Raw genomic sequence first — 13,698 nt, 5'->3', positions numbered from 1 at the left:
TTGTTTACACCAAGAGCACGATCAAGTCCCATGCCAGGCGCGGCATGACCTCACTCCAGCACCACCGCCGTTCCCGACACCGACACCATCAGCATTGTGCCCGAGCCGGCGGTGATGTTCTCGTAGTCGATATCCACGCCGATCACCGCATTGCCGCCCAGCCGCTGCGCCTCGGCCTGAAGTTCGCCGAAGGCAATCTCGCGCGCCTCGCGCAGCGCCTTCTCGTAGGCGCCCGACCGGCCGCCGACGATATCGCGGATGCCGGCGAGGAAGTCGCGGAACACATTGGCGCCCAGGATCGCCTCGCCGGTGACGACGCCCTTGTAGCCGGTGATGTCGTGCCCCTGCACGGTGTTGGTGGTGGTCATGATCATCGCCTCACTCCGCCGCCATGCCAAGGCGCATGCGCTCCATTTCCTCCAGCGCCCGGCGGTACTCCACCGGCATCACCTTGCGGAATTTCGGCCGGTACTTCTCCCAGTCCTCGAGGATCTCGGCCGCCCGCGTCGAGCCGGTATAGAGCTTGTGATTGCTGATCAGCTTGAACAGGCGCTCCTCGTCGTGCCGCGTCATGTCGCCGGAGACGTCGACGCGCCCCTTGTGCATCAGATCGCCGCCATGATGGTGCAGCTTTTCGAGGATGTCGTCCTCCTCGGGCACCGGCTCCAGTTCGACCATGGCCATGTTGCAGCGGCTCTCGAACGTGCCGTCCTCGTCGAGCACATAGGCAACGCCCCCGCTCATGCCGGCGGCGAAGTTGCGGCCGGTGCGGCCGATCACGACGACCACGCCGCCGGTCATGTATTCGCAGCCATGATCGCCCACGCCCTCGGCGACCGCGATCGCGCCCGAATTGCGCACCGCAAAGCGCTCGCCGGCGACGCCGCGGAAATAGGCCTCGCCCTGGATCGCCCCGTAGAGCACGGTGTTGCCGACGATGATCGACTCCTCGGGCACGATGCGCGCATCGTCGGACGGGCGCACCACGATGCGGCCGCCGCACAGCCCCTTGCCGACATAGTCATTGGCATCGCCGATCAGGTCGAACGTCACCCCGCTCGCCAGAAACGCGCCGAAGGACTGGCCGGCCGTGCCGGTGAAGGTCACCGCGATCGTGTCGTCGCGCAGGCCCTTGTGGCCGAAGCTCTTGGCGACCGCGCCCGACAGCATCGCCCCGGTCGTCCGGTCGGTGTTCCGGATCGGCATGTCGATCCTGACCGGCTGCTGGCGGGTGAGTGCCGGCTGCGCGCTTTCGATCAAGGCCCGGTCGACGACCTCGTCGATCGGGTGCTTCTGAAGCTGCGTGTGGTACATCTCCGACTTCGGTGCCTGGGGCTTGTGGAACACGCCCGAAAAGTCGAGCCCCCTGGCCTTCCAGTGGTCGATCAACGGCTTCTGCTCGAGCAGGTCGCTCTCGCCGATGATATCGTCGAGGCTGCGCACGCCGATCCGGGCGAGCAGTTCGCGCACCTCCTCGGCGACATAGAAGAAGTAGTCGATCACATGCTCGGGCGTGCCCTTGAAGCGCTTGCGCAGCACCGGGTCCTGCGTGGCGATCCCCACCGGGCAGGTGTTCAGATGGCACTTGCGCATCATCAGGCAGCCCGCCGCGATCAGCGGCGCGGTCGAAAAGCCGAACTCGTCCGCTCCCAGCAGCGCGCCGATCACCACGTCGCGCCCGGTGCGCAGACCGCCATCGACCTGCAGGGCGACGCGGCTGCGCAGACCGTTGAGCACCAGCGTCTGCTGGGTCTCGGCAAGCCCCATCTCCCACGGGCTGCCGGCATGCTTGAGCGAGGTCAGCGGCGAGGCGCCGGTGCCGCCGTCATAGCCGGCAATGGTGATGTGATCGGCGCGCGCCTTGGCAACGCCGGCGGCCACGGTGCCGACGCCGACCTCCGAGACGAGCTTGACCGAGACATCGGCGGCCGGATTGACGTTCTTCAGATCGAAAATCAGCTGCGCCAGATCCTCGATCGAATAGATGTCATGGTGCGGCGGCGGCGAGATCAGCCCGACGCCCGGCGTCGAATGGCGCGTCTTGGCGATCGTCGCATCGACCTTGTGGCCGGGCAACTGCCCGCCCTCGCCGGGCTTTGCGCCCTGCGCGACCTTGATCTGGATCATGTCGGAATTGACCAGATATTCGGTCGTCACGCCGAACCGGCCCGAGGCCACCTGCTTGATCGCCGAGCGCTCGGGATTGGCCGTTCCATCGGGCAGCGGCAGGAAGCGGTCGGGCTCCTCGCCACCCTCGCCGGTGTTGGACTTGCCGCCGATCGCGTTCATGGCGCGCGCCAGCGTCGTGTGCGCCTCCCGGCTGATCGAGCCGAAGCTCATCGCGCCCGTCGAAAAGCGCCTGACGATGTCGGCGGCCGGCTCGACCTCTTCGAGCGGCACCGGCGCGCGGCCCAGATCCTCGGCCGTCCTGATGCGGAACAGGCCGCGAATCGTCTTGGTCCTGTGGTTTTCCGCATTCACGTCCTGCGCGAACTGGCGGTATTCGTCCGGCGCCCGCTTGCGAACGGCATGCTGCAGCGAGGCCACCGCCTCGGGCGTCCACACATGCTCCTCGCCGCGAATGCGGTACATGTATTCGCCGCCCACCTCGAGCGCGGTGCGCAGCACCGGATCGTCCGAGAAAGCCGCCTCGTGCCGCCTGACCGTCTCGTCGGCGATCTCCGTCAGGCCAACGCCCTCGATCGTCGTCGCCGTGCCGAAGAAGAACTCGTTGACGAACGCGCTCGACAGCCCGACCGCATCGAAGATCTGCGCGCCGCAATAGGACTGGTAGGTCGAGATGCCCATCTTGGACATCACCTTCAGGATGCCCTTGCCGATCGACTTGATGTAGCGCTCGACCACCTCGTACTGGTCGACCTCGGGCGGGAACTCGCCGCGCGCATGCATGTCGGCGAGCACGTCGAAGGCCAGATAGGGGTTGATCGCCTCGGCGCCGTAACCGGCCAGACAGCAGAAATGGTGCACCTCGCGCGGCTCGCCCGATTCGACCACCAGGCCGACCGAGGTCCGCAGACCCTTGCGGATGAGGTGATGGTGCACCGCCGCCGTCGCCAGCAGCGCCGGGATCGCCACGCGGTCCGGCCCGACCCGGCGGTCCGACAGGATGATGATGTTGTAGCCCATATGGACCACCTTCTCGGCCCGCTCGCACAGCCGTTCGAGCGCGCCCTTCATGCCCTGGGCAGCCTGCTCGACCGGGTAGGTGGTATCCAGCGTCTTGGTGTCGAACAGGTCCTCGGAGTGGCCGATCGAGCGGATCTTTTCCAGATCCACATTCGACAGGATCGGCTGGCGCACCTCGAGCCGCTTGCGGGCGGCGTTGCCTTCCAGATCGAAGATGTTCGGCCGCGGTCCGATGAACGAGACCAGGCTCATCACCAGTTCCTCGCGGATCGGGTCGATCGGCGGATTGGTGACCTGCGCGAAGTTCTGCTTGAAATAGGTGTAGAGCAGCTTGGACTTGTCCGACAGCGCCGAGATCGGCGTGTCCGTGCCCATCGAGCCGATCGCCTCCTGGCCAGTGGTCGCCATCGGCGCCATCAGCATGCGCGTGTCTTCCTGCGTGTAGCCGAAGGCCTGCTGCCGGTCGAGCAGCGAGACATCGTCGCGCATCGGCCGCACCGGCACCGGTTCGAGGTCTTCCAGGATGATCTGCGTGTTCTTCACCCACTGCCGATACGGGTGCATGGACGCCATTTCATGCTTGATCTCCTCGTCGGAGACGATGCGGCCCTTGTCCATGTCGATCAGCAGCATGCGGCCGGGCTGCAGTCGCCACTTGGTGACGACGTTCTCCTCGGGCACGGTGATCACGCCGGCTTCGGACGCCATGATCACCCGGTCGTCGTCGGTGACGATGTAGCGCGCCGGCCTGAGGCCGTTGCGGTCGAGCGTCGCGCCGATCTGCCGACCATCGGTGAAGGCGACCGCTGCCGGCCCGTCCCAGGGCTCCATCAGCGCGGCATGGTATTCATAGAACGCCATGCGCTCGTCGTTCATCAGCCGGTTGCCGGCCCAGGCCTCCGGGATCAGCATCATGACGGCATGGGCGAGCGAATAGCCGCCCTGCACGAGGAACTCGAGCGCGTTGTCGAAGCACGCGGTATCGGACTGGCCCTCATAGGAGATCGGCCAGAGCTTTTCGATCTCCTCGCCGAAAAGGGGCGAGGCGACCGAGGCCTGCCGCGCCGCCATCCAGTTGACGTTGCCGCGCAGCGTGTTGATCTCGCCATTGTGCGCGACCATCCGATAAGGGTGCGACAGCTTCCAGGAGGGGAAGGTGTTGGTCGAAAAGCGCTGATGGACCAGCGCCACCGCGCTTTCGAAGCGCGGATCGGTCAGGTCGTCGTAATAGGCGCCGAGCTGATAGGCCAGGAACATGCCCTTGTAGACGATCGTGCGCGAGGACAGCGAGACGATGTAAAAGCCGTTGTCGCGGCCGTCGGTCTCGCCATAGACGCGGTTGGAGATCACCTTGCGCATGATGAACAGGCGCCGCTCATAGCCGTCATCGTCGAGCCCGTCGGGCCGGCCGAAGAAGACCTGCACATGAACCGGCTCGCTGGCGGCGATATCGGGCGCCTTGGACAGCGACGAATTGTCGACCGGCACGTCGCGGGTGGCGATCACCGATACGCCTTCGGCCTCGGCGGCCTCGTGGATGATCCGTGTGCAGGTCTCGCGCAGCGCCGCATCGCGCGGCAGGAACACATGCGCGACAGCGTAATCTCCCGCCGGCGGCAGCGTCACGTCCTGTTCGGCGATCACCGCACGGAAGAAACCGTGCGGGATCTGCACCAGCATGCCCGCCCCGTCGCCCATCAGCGGATCGGCGCCCACGGCGCCCCGATGGGTCAGGTTTTCGAGCATTCTCAGCCCGTCGGCGACGATCTGGTGCGAGGCGATGCCCTTCATCTGCGCGATGAAGCCGACCCCGCACGCATCGTGCTCGTTGGCCGGATCGTAGAGCCCGCGCGCGGTCGGCGCACCGGCATGTCGGGGGGCTGCGACGCCCGAAGCGGCAGCCTTCGCTCGTTTTCCGGCGTCCCTGGCTGCGGTCGCGGAAAATTCGCTGGATGGCGCATGTTTCGTCATCGGCTTTCCTCCGGCTCGCGCCCCGGGCGACCGGCGCGCACAGTGTCATCAGGCAACGTCGCACGAAAGGCGCGCGCCGCAAAACCGGCGTCGGCTTGTTCCGTCACCGGATCAACTCCGGTAGCGCGATCCAAGCCATCGCCAATCTGGAACTTCGCCTCGCCCTTGGGCGGCTTCACGCGCGCTCGATCATGGCGGGAGCCGCGCTCGCCCCGCAATAGGACAACATTGCTGCCCTAATTTATGGCAGATTTCACCACGATCTACAAGGTCATGCGCGCAGTTAGCCGATTGGTCGGGCGAGGCGCCGGCCACCGGCCGGCTTTCGCACGGCGGCAAATGTGCGGCGCCGCCACGATTTCAACCCCCCGCCGCCGGCTCAAGCGCCGTTCACGATCCGCTCACGAGGACTCGACGCACGATGACACGTCGTTGATTTCCCCTTGACCGACGCGTCTGGGAATGTCCGCCCGTCCGGCGCGGTGCCGGACAAGACAATTCCAAAGGGAGACTACCAAATGTCGAAAGCCACCAAGACCGCACTTTCGGGCGCCGTCGTCGCCGGCGCCGTCGCCGCTGCAATCGGCGGCCTGAACCTTGCGGGCGTTACCGACGCGCATGCCGCCCAGGAGAAGTGCTACGGCGTTTCGCTGGCCGGGAAGAACGATTGCGCCGCCGGCCCCGGCACCACCTGCCAGGGCACCTCGACCGTCGACTACCAGGGCAATGCCTGGACGCTCGTCGCCGAAGGCACCTGCGAGAGCATGGAGCTGCCCGGCGACCGCATGGGCTCGCTGGAGCCGCTCGAGCGCGACCTGCCGAGCTGATCGCCCGAACCCCGTTGCAGACCGGAGACCGAGCCATGACAGACAGCCCCCTCGCCCGTCATGTCGCGCCGGCCGCGGCGACCGCGTCGGCGATCGGTAAAACCCGGTCTGCAGCGCCAGCGCGCGCCCCCGCCGCCATTGCCGCGGCGGCGGGCGTGAGCTTCAAGCACGATCATCTGGCCGCCATCCTCGACGACCCCGGAACCGTCGGCTTTCTTGAGGTGCACGCCGAGAACTACATGGGCGATGGCGGTCATCCGCACCGCACGCTCGAGCGCGTGCGCCGGGACTTCCCGCTGTCCCTGCACGGCGTCTGCATGTCGATCGGCGGCCCCGGCCCGCTGAACGAGGATCACCTCGCCCGCTTTGCCGCCCTCGTCGAACGCTACCAGCCCGGCCTCGTCTCCGAGCACCTGGCCTGGTCGACCCATGACGACGTCTTCTTCAACGACCTGCTGCCACTGCCCTACACGCCGCAGACGCTCGACCGCGTGTGCGAGCACATCGACCGCATGCAGACAGCGATCGGCCGTCCCATACTGCTCGAGAACCCGGCGACCTATGTGCTGTTCGACAACGCCACCATGAGCGAGACCGACTTTCTGCGCGCCATCGTCGCGCGGACCGGCTGCGGGTTGCTGCTCGACGTCAACAACGTCTTCGTTTCGGCGACCAATCACGGCTATTCGGCCCGGCAGTACCTGGACGACTTCCCGCTCGACCATGTCGGCGAGATCCACCTTGCCGGCCATAGCGAGCAGACCGACGACGAAGGCGACCCGCTGCTGATCGATAGCCACGACCGGCCCGTCGCCGATCCGGTCTGGGCCCTCTATGACGCGGTGATCGCGGCCACGGGCCCGATCCCGACGCTGGTCGAATGGGATTCCGATCTGCCCGAATGGCCGGTGCTGCGGGCCCAGGCCGAGGCCGCCAACCGCATCCTGTCCGCGGCATCGCAGCCGCATCGCCAGGGCCACCGCCATGCCCTTGCCGTCTGATCGCGCTTTCGCCTATCCGCTCGATGCGGCCGGCTTCGGTGCCGGCCTGCTCGATCCGGCCCGCGCCAAACCGCAGAGCGTCACCGGTGCGCACGGCAAGGCGGCCGAAAAGTGCTACAATGTCTATCGCAACAATGTCACGGTGAGCCTGATCGACGCACTCGCCGACATCTATCCGGCGGTGCAAGAGCTCGTCGGCGAGCGCTTCTTCCGCGCCATGGCGCGCGACTATGTGCGCGCCCATCCGCCCTCCTCGCCGCTGCTGTTCCGCTATGGCGAAGGCTTCGCCGATTTCATCGAGGGCTTTGCGCCGGCGCGCGAACTGGCCTACCTGCCCGACGTTGCCCGCCTCGAACGCGCCTGGCTGACCGCCTATCACGCCGCCGACCGCGAACCGATCGCACCGGACGAGCTCGCCTCGATACCGCAGGACCGGGTCGGCGAGATCGGCTTTGAGATGCATCCGGCCTTTGCCCTCGTTGCCTCGCGCTTTTCGCTTTTCCGGCTGTTCATGATGAACCGCGGCTTCATGCCGCTCGAGCGCATCGATGCGAGCCTCGCCGAGCCGGTCATGGTCACCCGGCCGCAGGCCGACGTCGCCGTCACCCGTCTGGCGCCGGGCGAGCCGGTCTTCCTTGCCCGATTGGCGGCCGGCGACACGCTTGGCCAGGCCGCCGCCGAGGCGCTCGCCGCCGAGACCGCCTTCGATCTCGGCCATGCGCTCGCCAGCGTGCTCGCCGCCGGCGCGGCCGTCGCCATCCGCGCGCCGGCCGGCACAACCGCCCATCCACCCGCCACCAGCCCGGAGGACCGATGACCATGAGTTCGATGTTCGACCACGAGACCGCCGCCGTTTCCCCGCCGCGACCCGGTCCGGCGGGCCTGCTCGAACGGGCCTCCGGCATCGTCCGGGCCGTCGCCCAGCCCGATCTGACGGCGCTCGCCCTGCGCGTGGCGCTGGCCGTGCCGTTTTACAAGTCGGGCATCCTGAAGTGGGACGGGTTTCTGCAGCTTTCGAGTTCGGCGAGCTTTCTGTTCGCCAGCGAGTTCAAGCTGCACATCGCCGGCGCGCAGATCGGCTATCCGTTTCCCGACGTGATGGCATTCGCCGCCGGCATCGGCGAGATCGTGCTGCCGATCCTGCTCGTGATCGGCCTGTTCACCCGCTTTGCCGCGCTCGGCCTTCTGGTCATGACCGCGATCATCCAGCTGACCGTGCCGTCGGGCTGGGCCATCCATCTGACCTGGGCGGCCATGGCCCTGGCGATCATGGCCTTGGGCCCGGGCCGGATCGCTGCCGACCGCTTCGTGCCGGGCCTGAAGTGACCGCGACCGCAAAAAAATGACCGCCGGCGAGGGAGGGCGCCGGCGGTCGTCCTGATCGTCGTCGGGCGGCCTTCCGCCCTGGCGTGATCATGGATCGTGATGGCCGGCCCGCGAGGGCCGGCGGAGCGATCAGTTCGCGGCCTTGGCTTCGATCTGCGAGACCTTGTTGCCCGAGCCCTTCACGATATCGATCTTGCGCGGCTTCATCGCTTCGGGAATTTCGCGCACCAGATCGATGTGGAGCAGGCCGTTCGCCAGCTCGGCGCCCTTGACCTCGACATAGTCGGCAAGCTGGAAGCGCCGCTCGAATGCCCGCGAGGCGATGCCGCGATGCAGCACTTCGCGGTTTTCGTCGCCAGCCTCGTCATCGGCCTTGGCGCCGGCGACCTTGAGCACGTTCGGCTTGGCCTCGATGCTCAGATCGTCTTCGGCAAAGCCCGCCACCGCCATGGTGATGCGATAGGCGTTCTCGCCGGTGCGCTCGATATTGTAGGGCGGATAGGTCTGGCCGTTTTCGGGCTGGGCGAGCGTATCCAGCATGGTGAAGAGCCGGTCGAAACCGACCGTCGAGCGGTAAAGGGGGGAAAAATCGACGTGTCGCATGGTTTGTCCTCCATTGAGCAACAACTGACATCAATGACCGCGTTCACCCGGTTGCCGGCGTGAGACGCTGTCGGTCAACAGGCCCTTATGGCGCCTGCCACCGCCATATGGTGAGCGCGAAAATCCGGTTCAAGGGACCGGTTGGCGCCCCCCGATCTTCGAACCTGAACGCTGGATGAATAGCACCTTACGCAGGGGTTCATGCGGGCGTCGCTAGTGTCACCGGCAAGCAATCCGGGAGACACAAGCAACCAAAAACGACAACCCCGTCATGGTCCACCACAGGAGCAATCACCCAGGAGCAATCACCAATGAGGAACACAGCCATCGCAGCGACGCTGCTTGCGGCCGTGACGCTCGGCGCTGCCGGGGCAGGCAACGCCGGTCCGATCGGGCCGCCCGCCGGTCCGATCACCATCACCCAGACGCAGCCGGCCGGCGTCGTCGACGTCACCTATCGGCGCCATGTCCTGCCGCGGCACGTCATCGTGCGCAGCCTTTACAAGCGCGGCTATCGCAAGGTGCACAGGGTATACTTTCACAGGGGCTACTGGCGGGCGCGCGCCGTCGGGCGTCGCGGCGTTGTCGCCCTGACCATCGATCCGCGCACCGCCAGGATCGTGCATCGCCGGCTGGTGCGCCCGTTCCACCGCTATCGGCCTTATCACCGCGGCGGCCTCAGCTTTTCGTTCGGCCTCCACTGAAACCGGACGAAGACCGGCCGGGCTGCAACGTCCCTTCCTGCCCGGACCGGAAGCCGGAGGCGCCGCAAGCGCCTCCGGTTTTCCTTTGACCTGTCGTCAGGGACAACCTATCAGTGCGCCGGTTCGAGCCCGGCCGCGCATCCTTCCCATGAGCACGCTCATCGCCTTTGCCGACAATGACGGTCCCCAGCCCCGCAAGCAGGGCTATGTGACCAGCACGGACGGCTTCGACCTGCGCTATGCCATCTTCCGGTCGCCGGTGCGGCCCAACAAGGGCTCCATCGTGCTCCTGCACGGCCGCAACGAATGCATCGAGAAATATCTGGAAACCGTCGCGGACCTGATGGATCTGGGCTTTGACGTTTGCACGTTCGACTGGCGCGGACAGGGCCGGTCGACCCGCTTCTTCGCCGACCACAAGCGCGGCCATGTCGACGATTTCGGCCAGTATGTCGCCGATCTCGACCAGGTGTTCACCGAGGCGTTCCTCGCCGAATCGCGCTCGCCCTATTTCATCGTCGCCCATTCCATGGGTGCGCTGGTGGCGCTTGCGGCCGCACCGGTGATGAACAACCGCATCGACCGCATGGTGCTGTCGGCGCCGCTGCTCGGCCTTTCGCCGGACTGGCCGGCGCCCGGCCTGCTCTCGGTGCTGACGCGCGGCCTGTGCTTTTTCGGCCTCGGCATGGTCTATGCCGGGCCGGGCCCCAGGGGCTTCGCCGCGCTCGAACTGGCAACCAACCGGCTGACCACCGATCCGGTACGCTTTGCCCGCAACCAGGCGATCCTCGATCCCGAAAAGGGCCTGGGCCTTGGCGCGGCGACCGTTGGCTGGCTGCGCGCGGCGATCAGGGCCATCGGGCACGTGCACAGCCATGAACACATGGCGCGGGTGCACATCCCGACGCTGATGGTCGTCGCCGGGGCCGACCGCGTCGTCTCCATCGGCGCGATCGAGCATTACGCACGATCGATCCGCGCCGGCACGCTGATCACCATCACCGGGGCGCGCCACGAACTGATGCAGGAAGCCGACGTCTTCCGCGAGCAGTTCCTCGCCGCCGTCGAGGCCTTCCTGCCCGGCTCCGACGGTTAGGGCGGATCCGGTATGGGCGCTGTCGAGTATCAGCCTCCGGCCAGCACGGCGCGCGCCGCTTCATGCAGTTCCGGCGTCGCAGCCGCCACCACATCGCCGCCCTTTTCGGGCCGCTCGCCGGTCCACGTCGTCACCACGCCGCCAGCCCGTTCGATCACCGGCACCAGCGCGACGATGTCGTGCGGGTTCAGATCGGGTTCGATGACGATGTCGGCGTGGCCGGCCGCCAGCATGGCGAAGGCATAGCAGTCGCAGCCATAGCGCGGCATGCGCACGGCCGCTTCGAGCGCATCGAGCCTGTCGCGCCTTTCGCCCTGATAGAGCGCCGGCGTGGTGGTGAAAAGGCTCGCCTCGGCCAGCGCCTGCGTGCGCCGCGTCTTCAGCCCGACTTCGGGCCGGCCGCCATGGATGAGCACCGCGCCCGCCTCATCGGCCAGGAAGAGTTCATCGGTGAAGGGCTGATGCATGAAGCCGCACCGGGCCACGCCGTCGACCGTCAGCCCGACCAGCGTGCCCCACAATGGCAGCCCCGAGATAAAGGCGCGCGTGCCGTCGATCGGGTCGATCACCCAGACATGGCTGCGATCGGCGCCCACCGGCGCGAACTCCTCGCCGATGATGCCGTGGTCGGGAAAGGCTTCGGCGATCAGCGCACGCAGCACGCGCTCGGCGGCGCGGTCGGCCTCGGTGACCGGGTCGAAGCCGGCCGAGGTCTTGTTGGTGACCGCGCCGGACGCACGAAAGCGTGGCAGGGTTTCGGCCGCCGCGGCGGCGGCGAGCCGGCGCACGAAGGCACGGTCAGGCAGCGATGGCATGAAGGCTCCCCTCGGGAATTGTTCGCAATCGCAAAAGAAAAGGCCGCACGACCTTGACAATTGTGCGCTGCAACATGACATTGGTGCAATGGCAGGCCTTGCCTGCCGCGCCCTCCTTGGGCGTTTCCTCCCCAGATTGGACCGCATTCCCACGGATGCGGTCTTTTTTTGGGATCATTCGGCGGCGATGGAATAATCCGCAAAGCAGCTGTCGGGCAAGCCCATGAGCGCGGTCATGAACCGATGCATGTCCTCGCGCAGGGCGGCGAAGCCGGGCTTTTTCTGCAGCGTGTGTTCGTTGACGTAGAGCCCGCGATTGACCTCGATCTGGATGGCGTGCAGGCCCTTGCCCGGCCGGCCGTAATGCTCGGTGATGAAGCCGCCGGCATAGGGCTTGTTGGTGGCAACCAGATAGCCCATGGCGCGCAGGGCGGTGACGGCCGCCTCGGAGATGTCGCCGCTGGCGCTGGTGCCGAACCGGTCGCCGACCACGAAATCGGGCCTGAGCCCTTCGGCACCGATGCGGATCGAGGCGGGCATGGAGTGGCAGTCGACCAGCACCGCATGGCCGAAGCGCCGATGGGTGGATGCCAGGAGACCGCGCAGCGTCGAGTGATAGGGCTTGTAGATGGTCTCGATGCGCTGCCGCGCCTCTTCGAACGCAATGCGCCGTGCGTAGATGTGCTGGCCCTCCGAGACCACCCGCGGCACCGTGCCCAGCCCGCCGGCGACCCGGATCGACTGGCGGTTGGCGAATGCCGGCAGCCGGTCGCAGAACATGCGCGGGTCCAGTTCGTATGGCTCGCGGTTGACGTCCAGATAGGCGCGCGGGAAATGCGCCGCTAGGAAGGGCGCCCCGAGCGCGGTCGCGCCGTCGAACAGCTCGTCGACGAAGAAGTCCTCCGAGCGCCGCACCGCCAGCGTGTCGAGCCGCGTCATGGCCAAAAAGCGCCGCGGATAGTAGCGCCCGCTATGGGGCGAATTGAAGACGAAAGGCGCCCTTTGCCGCTCCGGCAATCGCACCTCGAAGGCGGGGTGTGACGAAAAGTCGGGCGCGATCAGCATGTTTCGAAGCGGGCTGTCCTGCGTTGCGCAACGTCGTGTTGCCAGTGTTGACAGGCGGTGGTGATCCTGTCCAGTGGTCAAGGCCGCACATGCGGGCGCGGATTGACCACCGAATGTGTATACCGCATTTTTACCATGATCTGTAAGGTCTGACCGGGTAGCGGTCCAACAAGGGGAAGGCAGCGGGACGATGCAGAGGATTTTGCTGGCCGAGGACGATGACGACATGCGCCGCTTCCTGGTCAAGGCGCTGGAGAAGGCCGGCTACGAGGTGACCGATTTCGACAATGGCGCCAGCGCCTATGAGCGGCTGCGCCAGGAGCCCTTCACCCTGCTTCTGACCGACATCGTCATGCCCGAGATGGACGGCATCGAACTGGCACGGCGCGCCACCGAACTCGACCCCGATCTGAAGGTGATGTTCATCACCGGTTTCGCCGCCGTCGCGCTCAATCCCGATTCGCAGGCCCCGCGCGACGCCAAGGTTCTGTCCAAGCCCTTCCATCTGCGCGATCTGGTCAACGAGGTCGAAAAGCTGATCCAGGCCGCCTGAACCGGAGCCGCCCGGCGCGGCCTGCGCACGGGCCGGCCGGCCAGTCACATGGCACTTGACCGCCATGGCGGTTCATGGTGTATGGCCGGCTTCGGATGGGCGATTAGCTCAGCGGGAGAGCACTTCGTTGACATCGAAGGGGTCGCTGGTTCAATCCCAGCATCGCCCACCATCCCAGGCTCGGCAAAAACAAGAGCTTAGGGTAGCCCGCTTCAATCCGGGAAGACTGACACTTCAGCTGTGGTCACACTCTGGTCACACAGAAGGGTCCGTCATGGCTTCCATACGTAAGCATCGCGGCAAGTATCAGGTCCAGGTTCGCCGCCGTGGGCACGCCCCCATATCCCGAACGTTCAACCAGCGAAGGGACGCTCAGCAATGGGCAAGACAGATGGAGGTCGAGGCCGACAAGGGCGAACTGGTCGGTGACAGGCAGGCACTCGAAACCCTCACCCTGAGAGAAATCGTCGAACGCTACCGGGACGAGATCACGCCGAAGAAGAAGTCGGGCGAGGGACTGTTGGATATTTTGTGCCTGAGGCCTGTTTCCGTCATTGGCTGACGAACCTTTCGCCGAAAACAACGGCGAA

14 protein-coding genes and 1 tRNA gene are annotated in these 13,698 nt (G+C 66.3%); 9 read left to right on the top strand and 6 right to left on the bottom strand.

The window, feature by feature from the left end; genetic code table 11:
- Window positions 1–50: 50 nt before the first annotated feature.
- Genes RBB34_RS08280 through RBB34_RS08270 form a run of 3 tightly spaced genes read right to left on the bottom strand, consistent with a single transcriptional unit; the run spans window position 51 to window position 5,297 of the window.
- On the bottom strand, window positions 51–374 hold the full coding sequence (locus RBB34_RS08280) for a heavy metal-binding domain-containing protein (RefSeq protein ID WP_306118734.1): 324 nt from the start codon (window positions 372–374) through the stop codon (window positions 51–53).
- 4 nt (window positions 375–378) lie between these two features.
- Entirely contained in the window at window positions 379–5,118 is a 4,740-nt protein-coding gene (gene gltB / locus RBB34_RS08275) for a glutamate synthase large subunit (RefSeq protein ID WP_306118733.1), read from the bottom strand.
- Window positions 5,115–5,297 (bottom strand): hypothetical protein, encoded by a 183-nt coding sequence (locus RBB34_RS08270; RefSeq protein ID WP_306118732.1) that lies wholly within the window; start codon window positions 5,295–5,297, stop codon window positions 5,115–5,117. The genes gltB and RBB34_RS08270 overlap by 4 nt, the downstream gene beginning before the upstream one ends.
- Window positions 5,298–5,636: 339 nt before the next feature.
- Here RBB34_RS08270 and RBB34_RS08265 point away from each other — a divergent pair, with 339 nt between their 5' ends.
- Genes RBB34_RS08265 through RBB34_RS08250 form a run of 4 tightly spaced genes read left to right on the top strand, consistent with a single transcriptional unit; the run spans window position 5,637 to window position 8,272 of the window.
- Window positions 5,637–5,945: a DUF2282 domain-containing protein gene (locus RBB34_RS08265; protein WP_306118731.1), complete on the top strand. Its 309-nt coding sequence runs from the start codon at window positions 5,637–5,639 to the stop codon at window positions 5,943–5,945.
- Between the two features lie 35 nt (window positions 5,946–5,980).
- Complete coding sequence (locus RBB34_RS08260; RefSeq protein ID WP_306118730.1) at window positions 5,981–6,946, top strand: DUF692 domain-containing protein; 966 nt, start codon at window positions 5,981–5,983, stop codon at window positions 6,944–6,946.
- Window positions 6,930–7,763: a DNA-binding domain-containing protein gene (locus tag RBB34_RS08255; RefSeq protein ID WP_306118729.1), complete on the top strand. Its 834-nt coding sequence runs from the start codon at window positions 6,930–6,932 to the stop codon at window positions 7,761–7,763. Before RBB34_RS08260 ends, RBB34_RS08255 begins: the two co-directional genes overlap by 17 nt.
- Before the next feature lie 2 nt (window positions 7,764–7,765).
- On the top strand, window positions 7,766–8,272 hold the full coding sequence (locus RBB34_RS08250; RefSeq protein WP_306118878.1) for a DoxX family protein: 507 nt from the start codon (window positions 7,766–7,768) through the stop codon (window positions 8,270–8,272).
- Window positions 8,273–8,401: 129 nt separating this feature from the next.
- Here RBB34_RS08250 and RBB34_RS08245 read toward each other — a convergent pair whose 3' ends face one another.
- On the bottom strand, window positions 8,402–8,875 hold the full coding sequence (locus RBB34_RS08245) for an Hsp20 family protein (protein WP_306118728.1): 474 nt from the start codon (window positions 8,873–8,875) through the stop codon (window positions 8,402–8,404).
- Between the two features lie 311 nt (window positions 8,876–9,186).
- On the opposite strand from RBB34_RS08245, the gene RBB34_RS08240 reads away from it, so the two are divergent.
- Both RBB34_RS08240 and RBB34_RS08235 read left to right on the top strand, forming a co-directional pair.
- Window positions 9,187–9,579 (top strand): hypothetical protein, encoded by a 393-nt coding sequence (locus RBB34_RS08240; RefSeq protein ID WP_306118727.1) that lies wholly within the window; start codon window positions 9,187–9,189, stop codon window positions 9,577–9,579.
- Window positions 9,580–9,727: 148 nt separating this feature from the next.
- Complete coding sequence (locus RBB34_RS08235) at window positions 9,728–10,675, top strand: alpha/beta hydrolase (protein WP_306118726.1); 948 nt, start codon at window positions 9,728–9,730, stop codon at window positions 10,673–10,675.
- A gap of 29 nt (window positions 10,676–10,704) precedes the next feature.
- Here the strand turns inward: RBB34_RS08235 and hisN are convergent, their stop codons facing one another.
- Both hisN and RBB34_RS08225 read right to left on the bottom strand, forming a co-directional pair.
- Window positions 10,705–11,490: a histidinol-phosphatase gene (gene hisN, locus RBB34_RS08230; RefSeq protein ID WP_306118725.1), complete on the bottom strand. Its 786-nt coding sequence runs from the start codon at window positions 11,488–11,490 to the stop codon at window positions 10,705–10,707.
- A gap of 174 nt (window positions 11,491–11,664) precedes the next feature.
- Window positions 11,665–12,555 (bottom strand): N-formylglutamate amidohydrolase, encoded by an 891-nt coding sequence (locus tag RBB34_RS08225; protein ID WP_306118724.1) that lies wholly within the window; start codon window positions 12,553–12,555, stop codon window positions 11,665–11,667.
- Between the two features lie 190 nt (window positions 12,556–12,745).
- Here RBB34_RS08225 and RBB34_RS08220 point away from each other — a divergent pair, with 190 nt between their 5' ends.
- The 3 genes from RBB34_RS08220 (at window position 12,746) to RBB34_RS08210 (ending at window position 13,670) form a co-directional block, all read left to right on the top strand.
- On the top strand, window positions 12,746–13,108 hold the full coding sequence (locus RBB34_RS08220) for a response regulator (protein ID WP_306118723.1): 363 nt from the start codon (window positions 12,746–12,748) through the stop codon (window positions 13,106–13,108).
- A 97-nt stretch (window positions 13,109–13,205) separates the two neighbouring features.
- Window positions 13,206–13,280 (top strand) — tRNA-Val (locus tag RBB34_RS08215).
- Between the two features lie 219 nt (window positions 13,281–13,499).
- A complete protein-coding gene (locus tag RBB34_RS08210; RefSeq protein WP_306118722.1) occupies window positions 13,500–13,670 on the top strand; it encodes a hypothetical protein in 171 nt (56 codons plus the stop codon).
- Window positions 13,671–13,698: the final 28 nt, after the last annotated feature.

This window comes from Roseitalea sp. MMSF_3546 (assembly GCF_030732865.1).
Lineage (GTDB): Bacteria > Pseudomonadota > Alphaproteobacteria > Rhizobiales > Rhizobiaceae > Roseitalea.
The sequence above is the reverse complement of the archived record's forward strand: the minus strand, read 5'-3'. Positions and strand labels throughout refer to the sequence as shown.

What these genes read in the sequence shown, in the direction of transcription:
- RBB34_RS08280 (WP_306118734.1), bottom strand. Translation starts at nt 374, where the DNA reads ATGATCATGACCACCACCAACACCGTGCAGGGGCACGACATCACCGGC.
- hisN (WP_306118725.1), bottom strand. Translation starts at nt 11,490, where the DNA reads ATGCCATCGCTGCCTGACCGTGCCTTCGTGCGCCGGCTCGCCGCCGCC.
- RBB34_RS08260 (WP_306118730.1), top strand. Translation starts at nt 5,981, where the DNA reads ATGACAGACAGCCCCCTCGCCCGTCATGTCGCGCCGGCCGCGGCGACC.
- RBB34_RS08255 (WP_306118729.1), top strand. Translation starts at nt 6,930, where the DNA reads ATGCCCTTGCCGTCTGATCGCGCTTTCGCCTATCCGCTCGATGCGGCC.
- RBB34_RS08245 (WP_306118728.1), bottom strand. Translation starts at nt 8,875, where the DNA reads ATGCGACACGTCGATTTTTCCCCCCTTTACCGCTCGACGGTCGGTTTC.
- gltB (WP_306118733.1), bottom strand. Translation starts at nt 5,118, where the DNA reads ATGACGAAACATGCGCCATCCAGCGAATTTTCCGCGACCGCAGCCAGG.
- RBB34_RS08235 (WP_306118726.1), top strand. Translation starts at nt 9,728, where the DNA reads ATGAGCACGCTCATCGCCTTTGCCGACAATGACGGTCCCCAGCCCCGC.
- RBB34_RS08225 (WP_306118724.1), bottom strand. Translation starts at nt 12,555, where the DNA reads ATGCTGATCGCGCCCGACTTTTCGTCACACCCCGCCTTCGAGGTGCGA.
- RBB34_RS08265 (WP_306118731.1), top strand. Translation starts at nt 5,637, where the DNA reads ATGTCGAAAGCCACCAAGACCGCACTTTCGGGCGCCGTCGTCGCCGGC.
- RBB34_RS08220 (WP_306118723.1), top strand. Translation starts at nt 12,746, where the DNA reads ATGCAGAGGATTTTGCTGGCCGAGGACGATGACGACATGCGCCGCTTC.
- RBB34_RS08210 (WP_306118722.1), top strand. Translation starts at nt 13,500, where the DNA reads ATGGAGGTCGAGGCCGACAAGGGCGAACTGGTCGGTGACAGGCAGGCA.
- RBB34_RS08250 (WP_306118878.1), top strand. Translation starts at nt 7,766, where the DNA reads ATGAGTTCGATGTTCGACCACGAGACCGCCGCCGTTTCCCCGCCGCGA.
- RBB34_RS08240 (WP_306118727.1), top strand. Translation starts at nt 9,187, where the DNA reads ATGAGGAACACAGCCATCGCAGCGACGCTGCTTGCGGCCGTGACGCTC.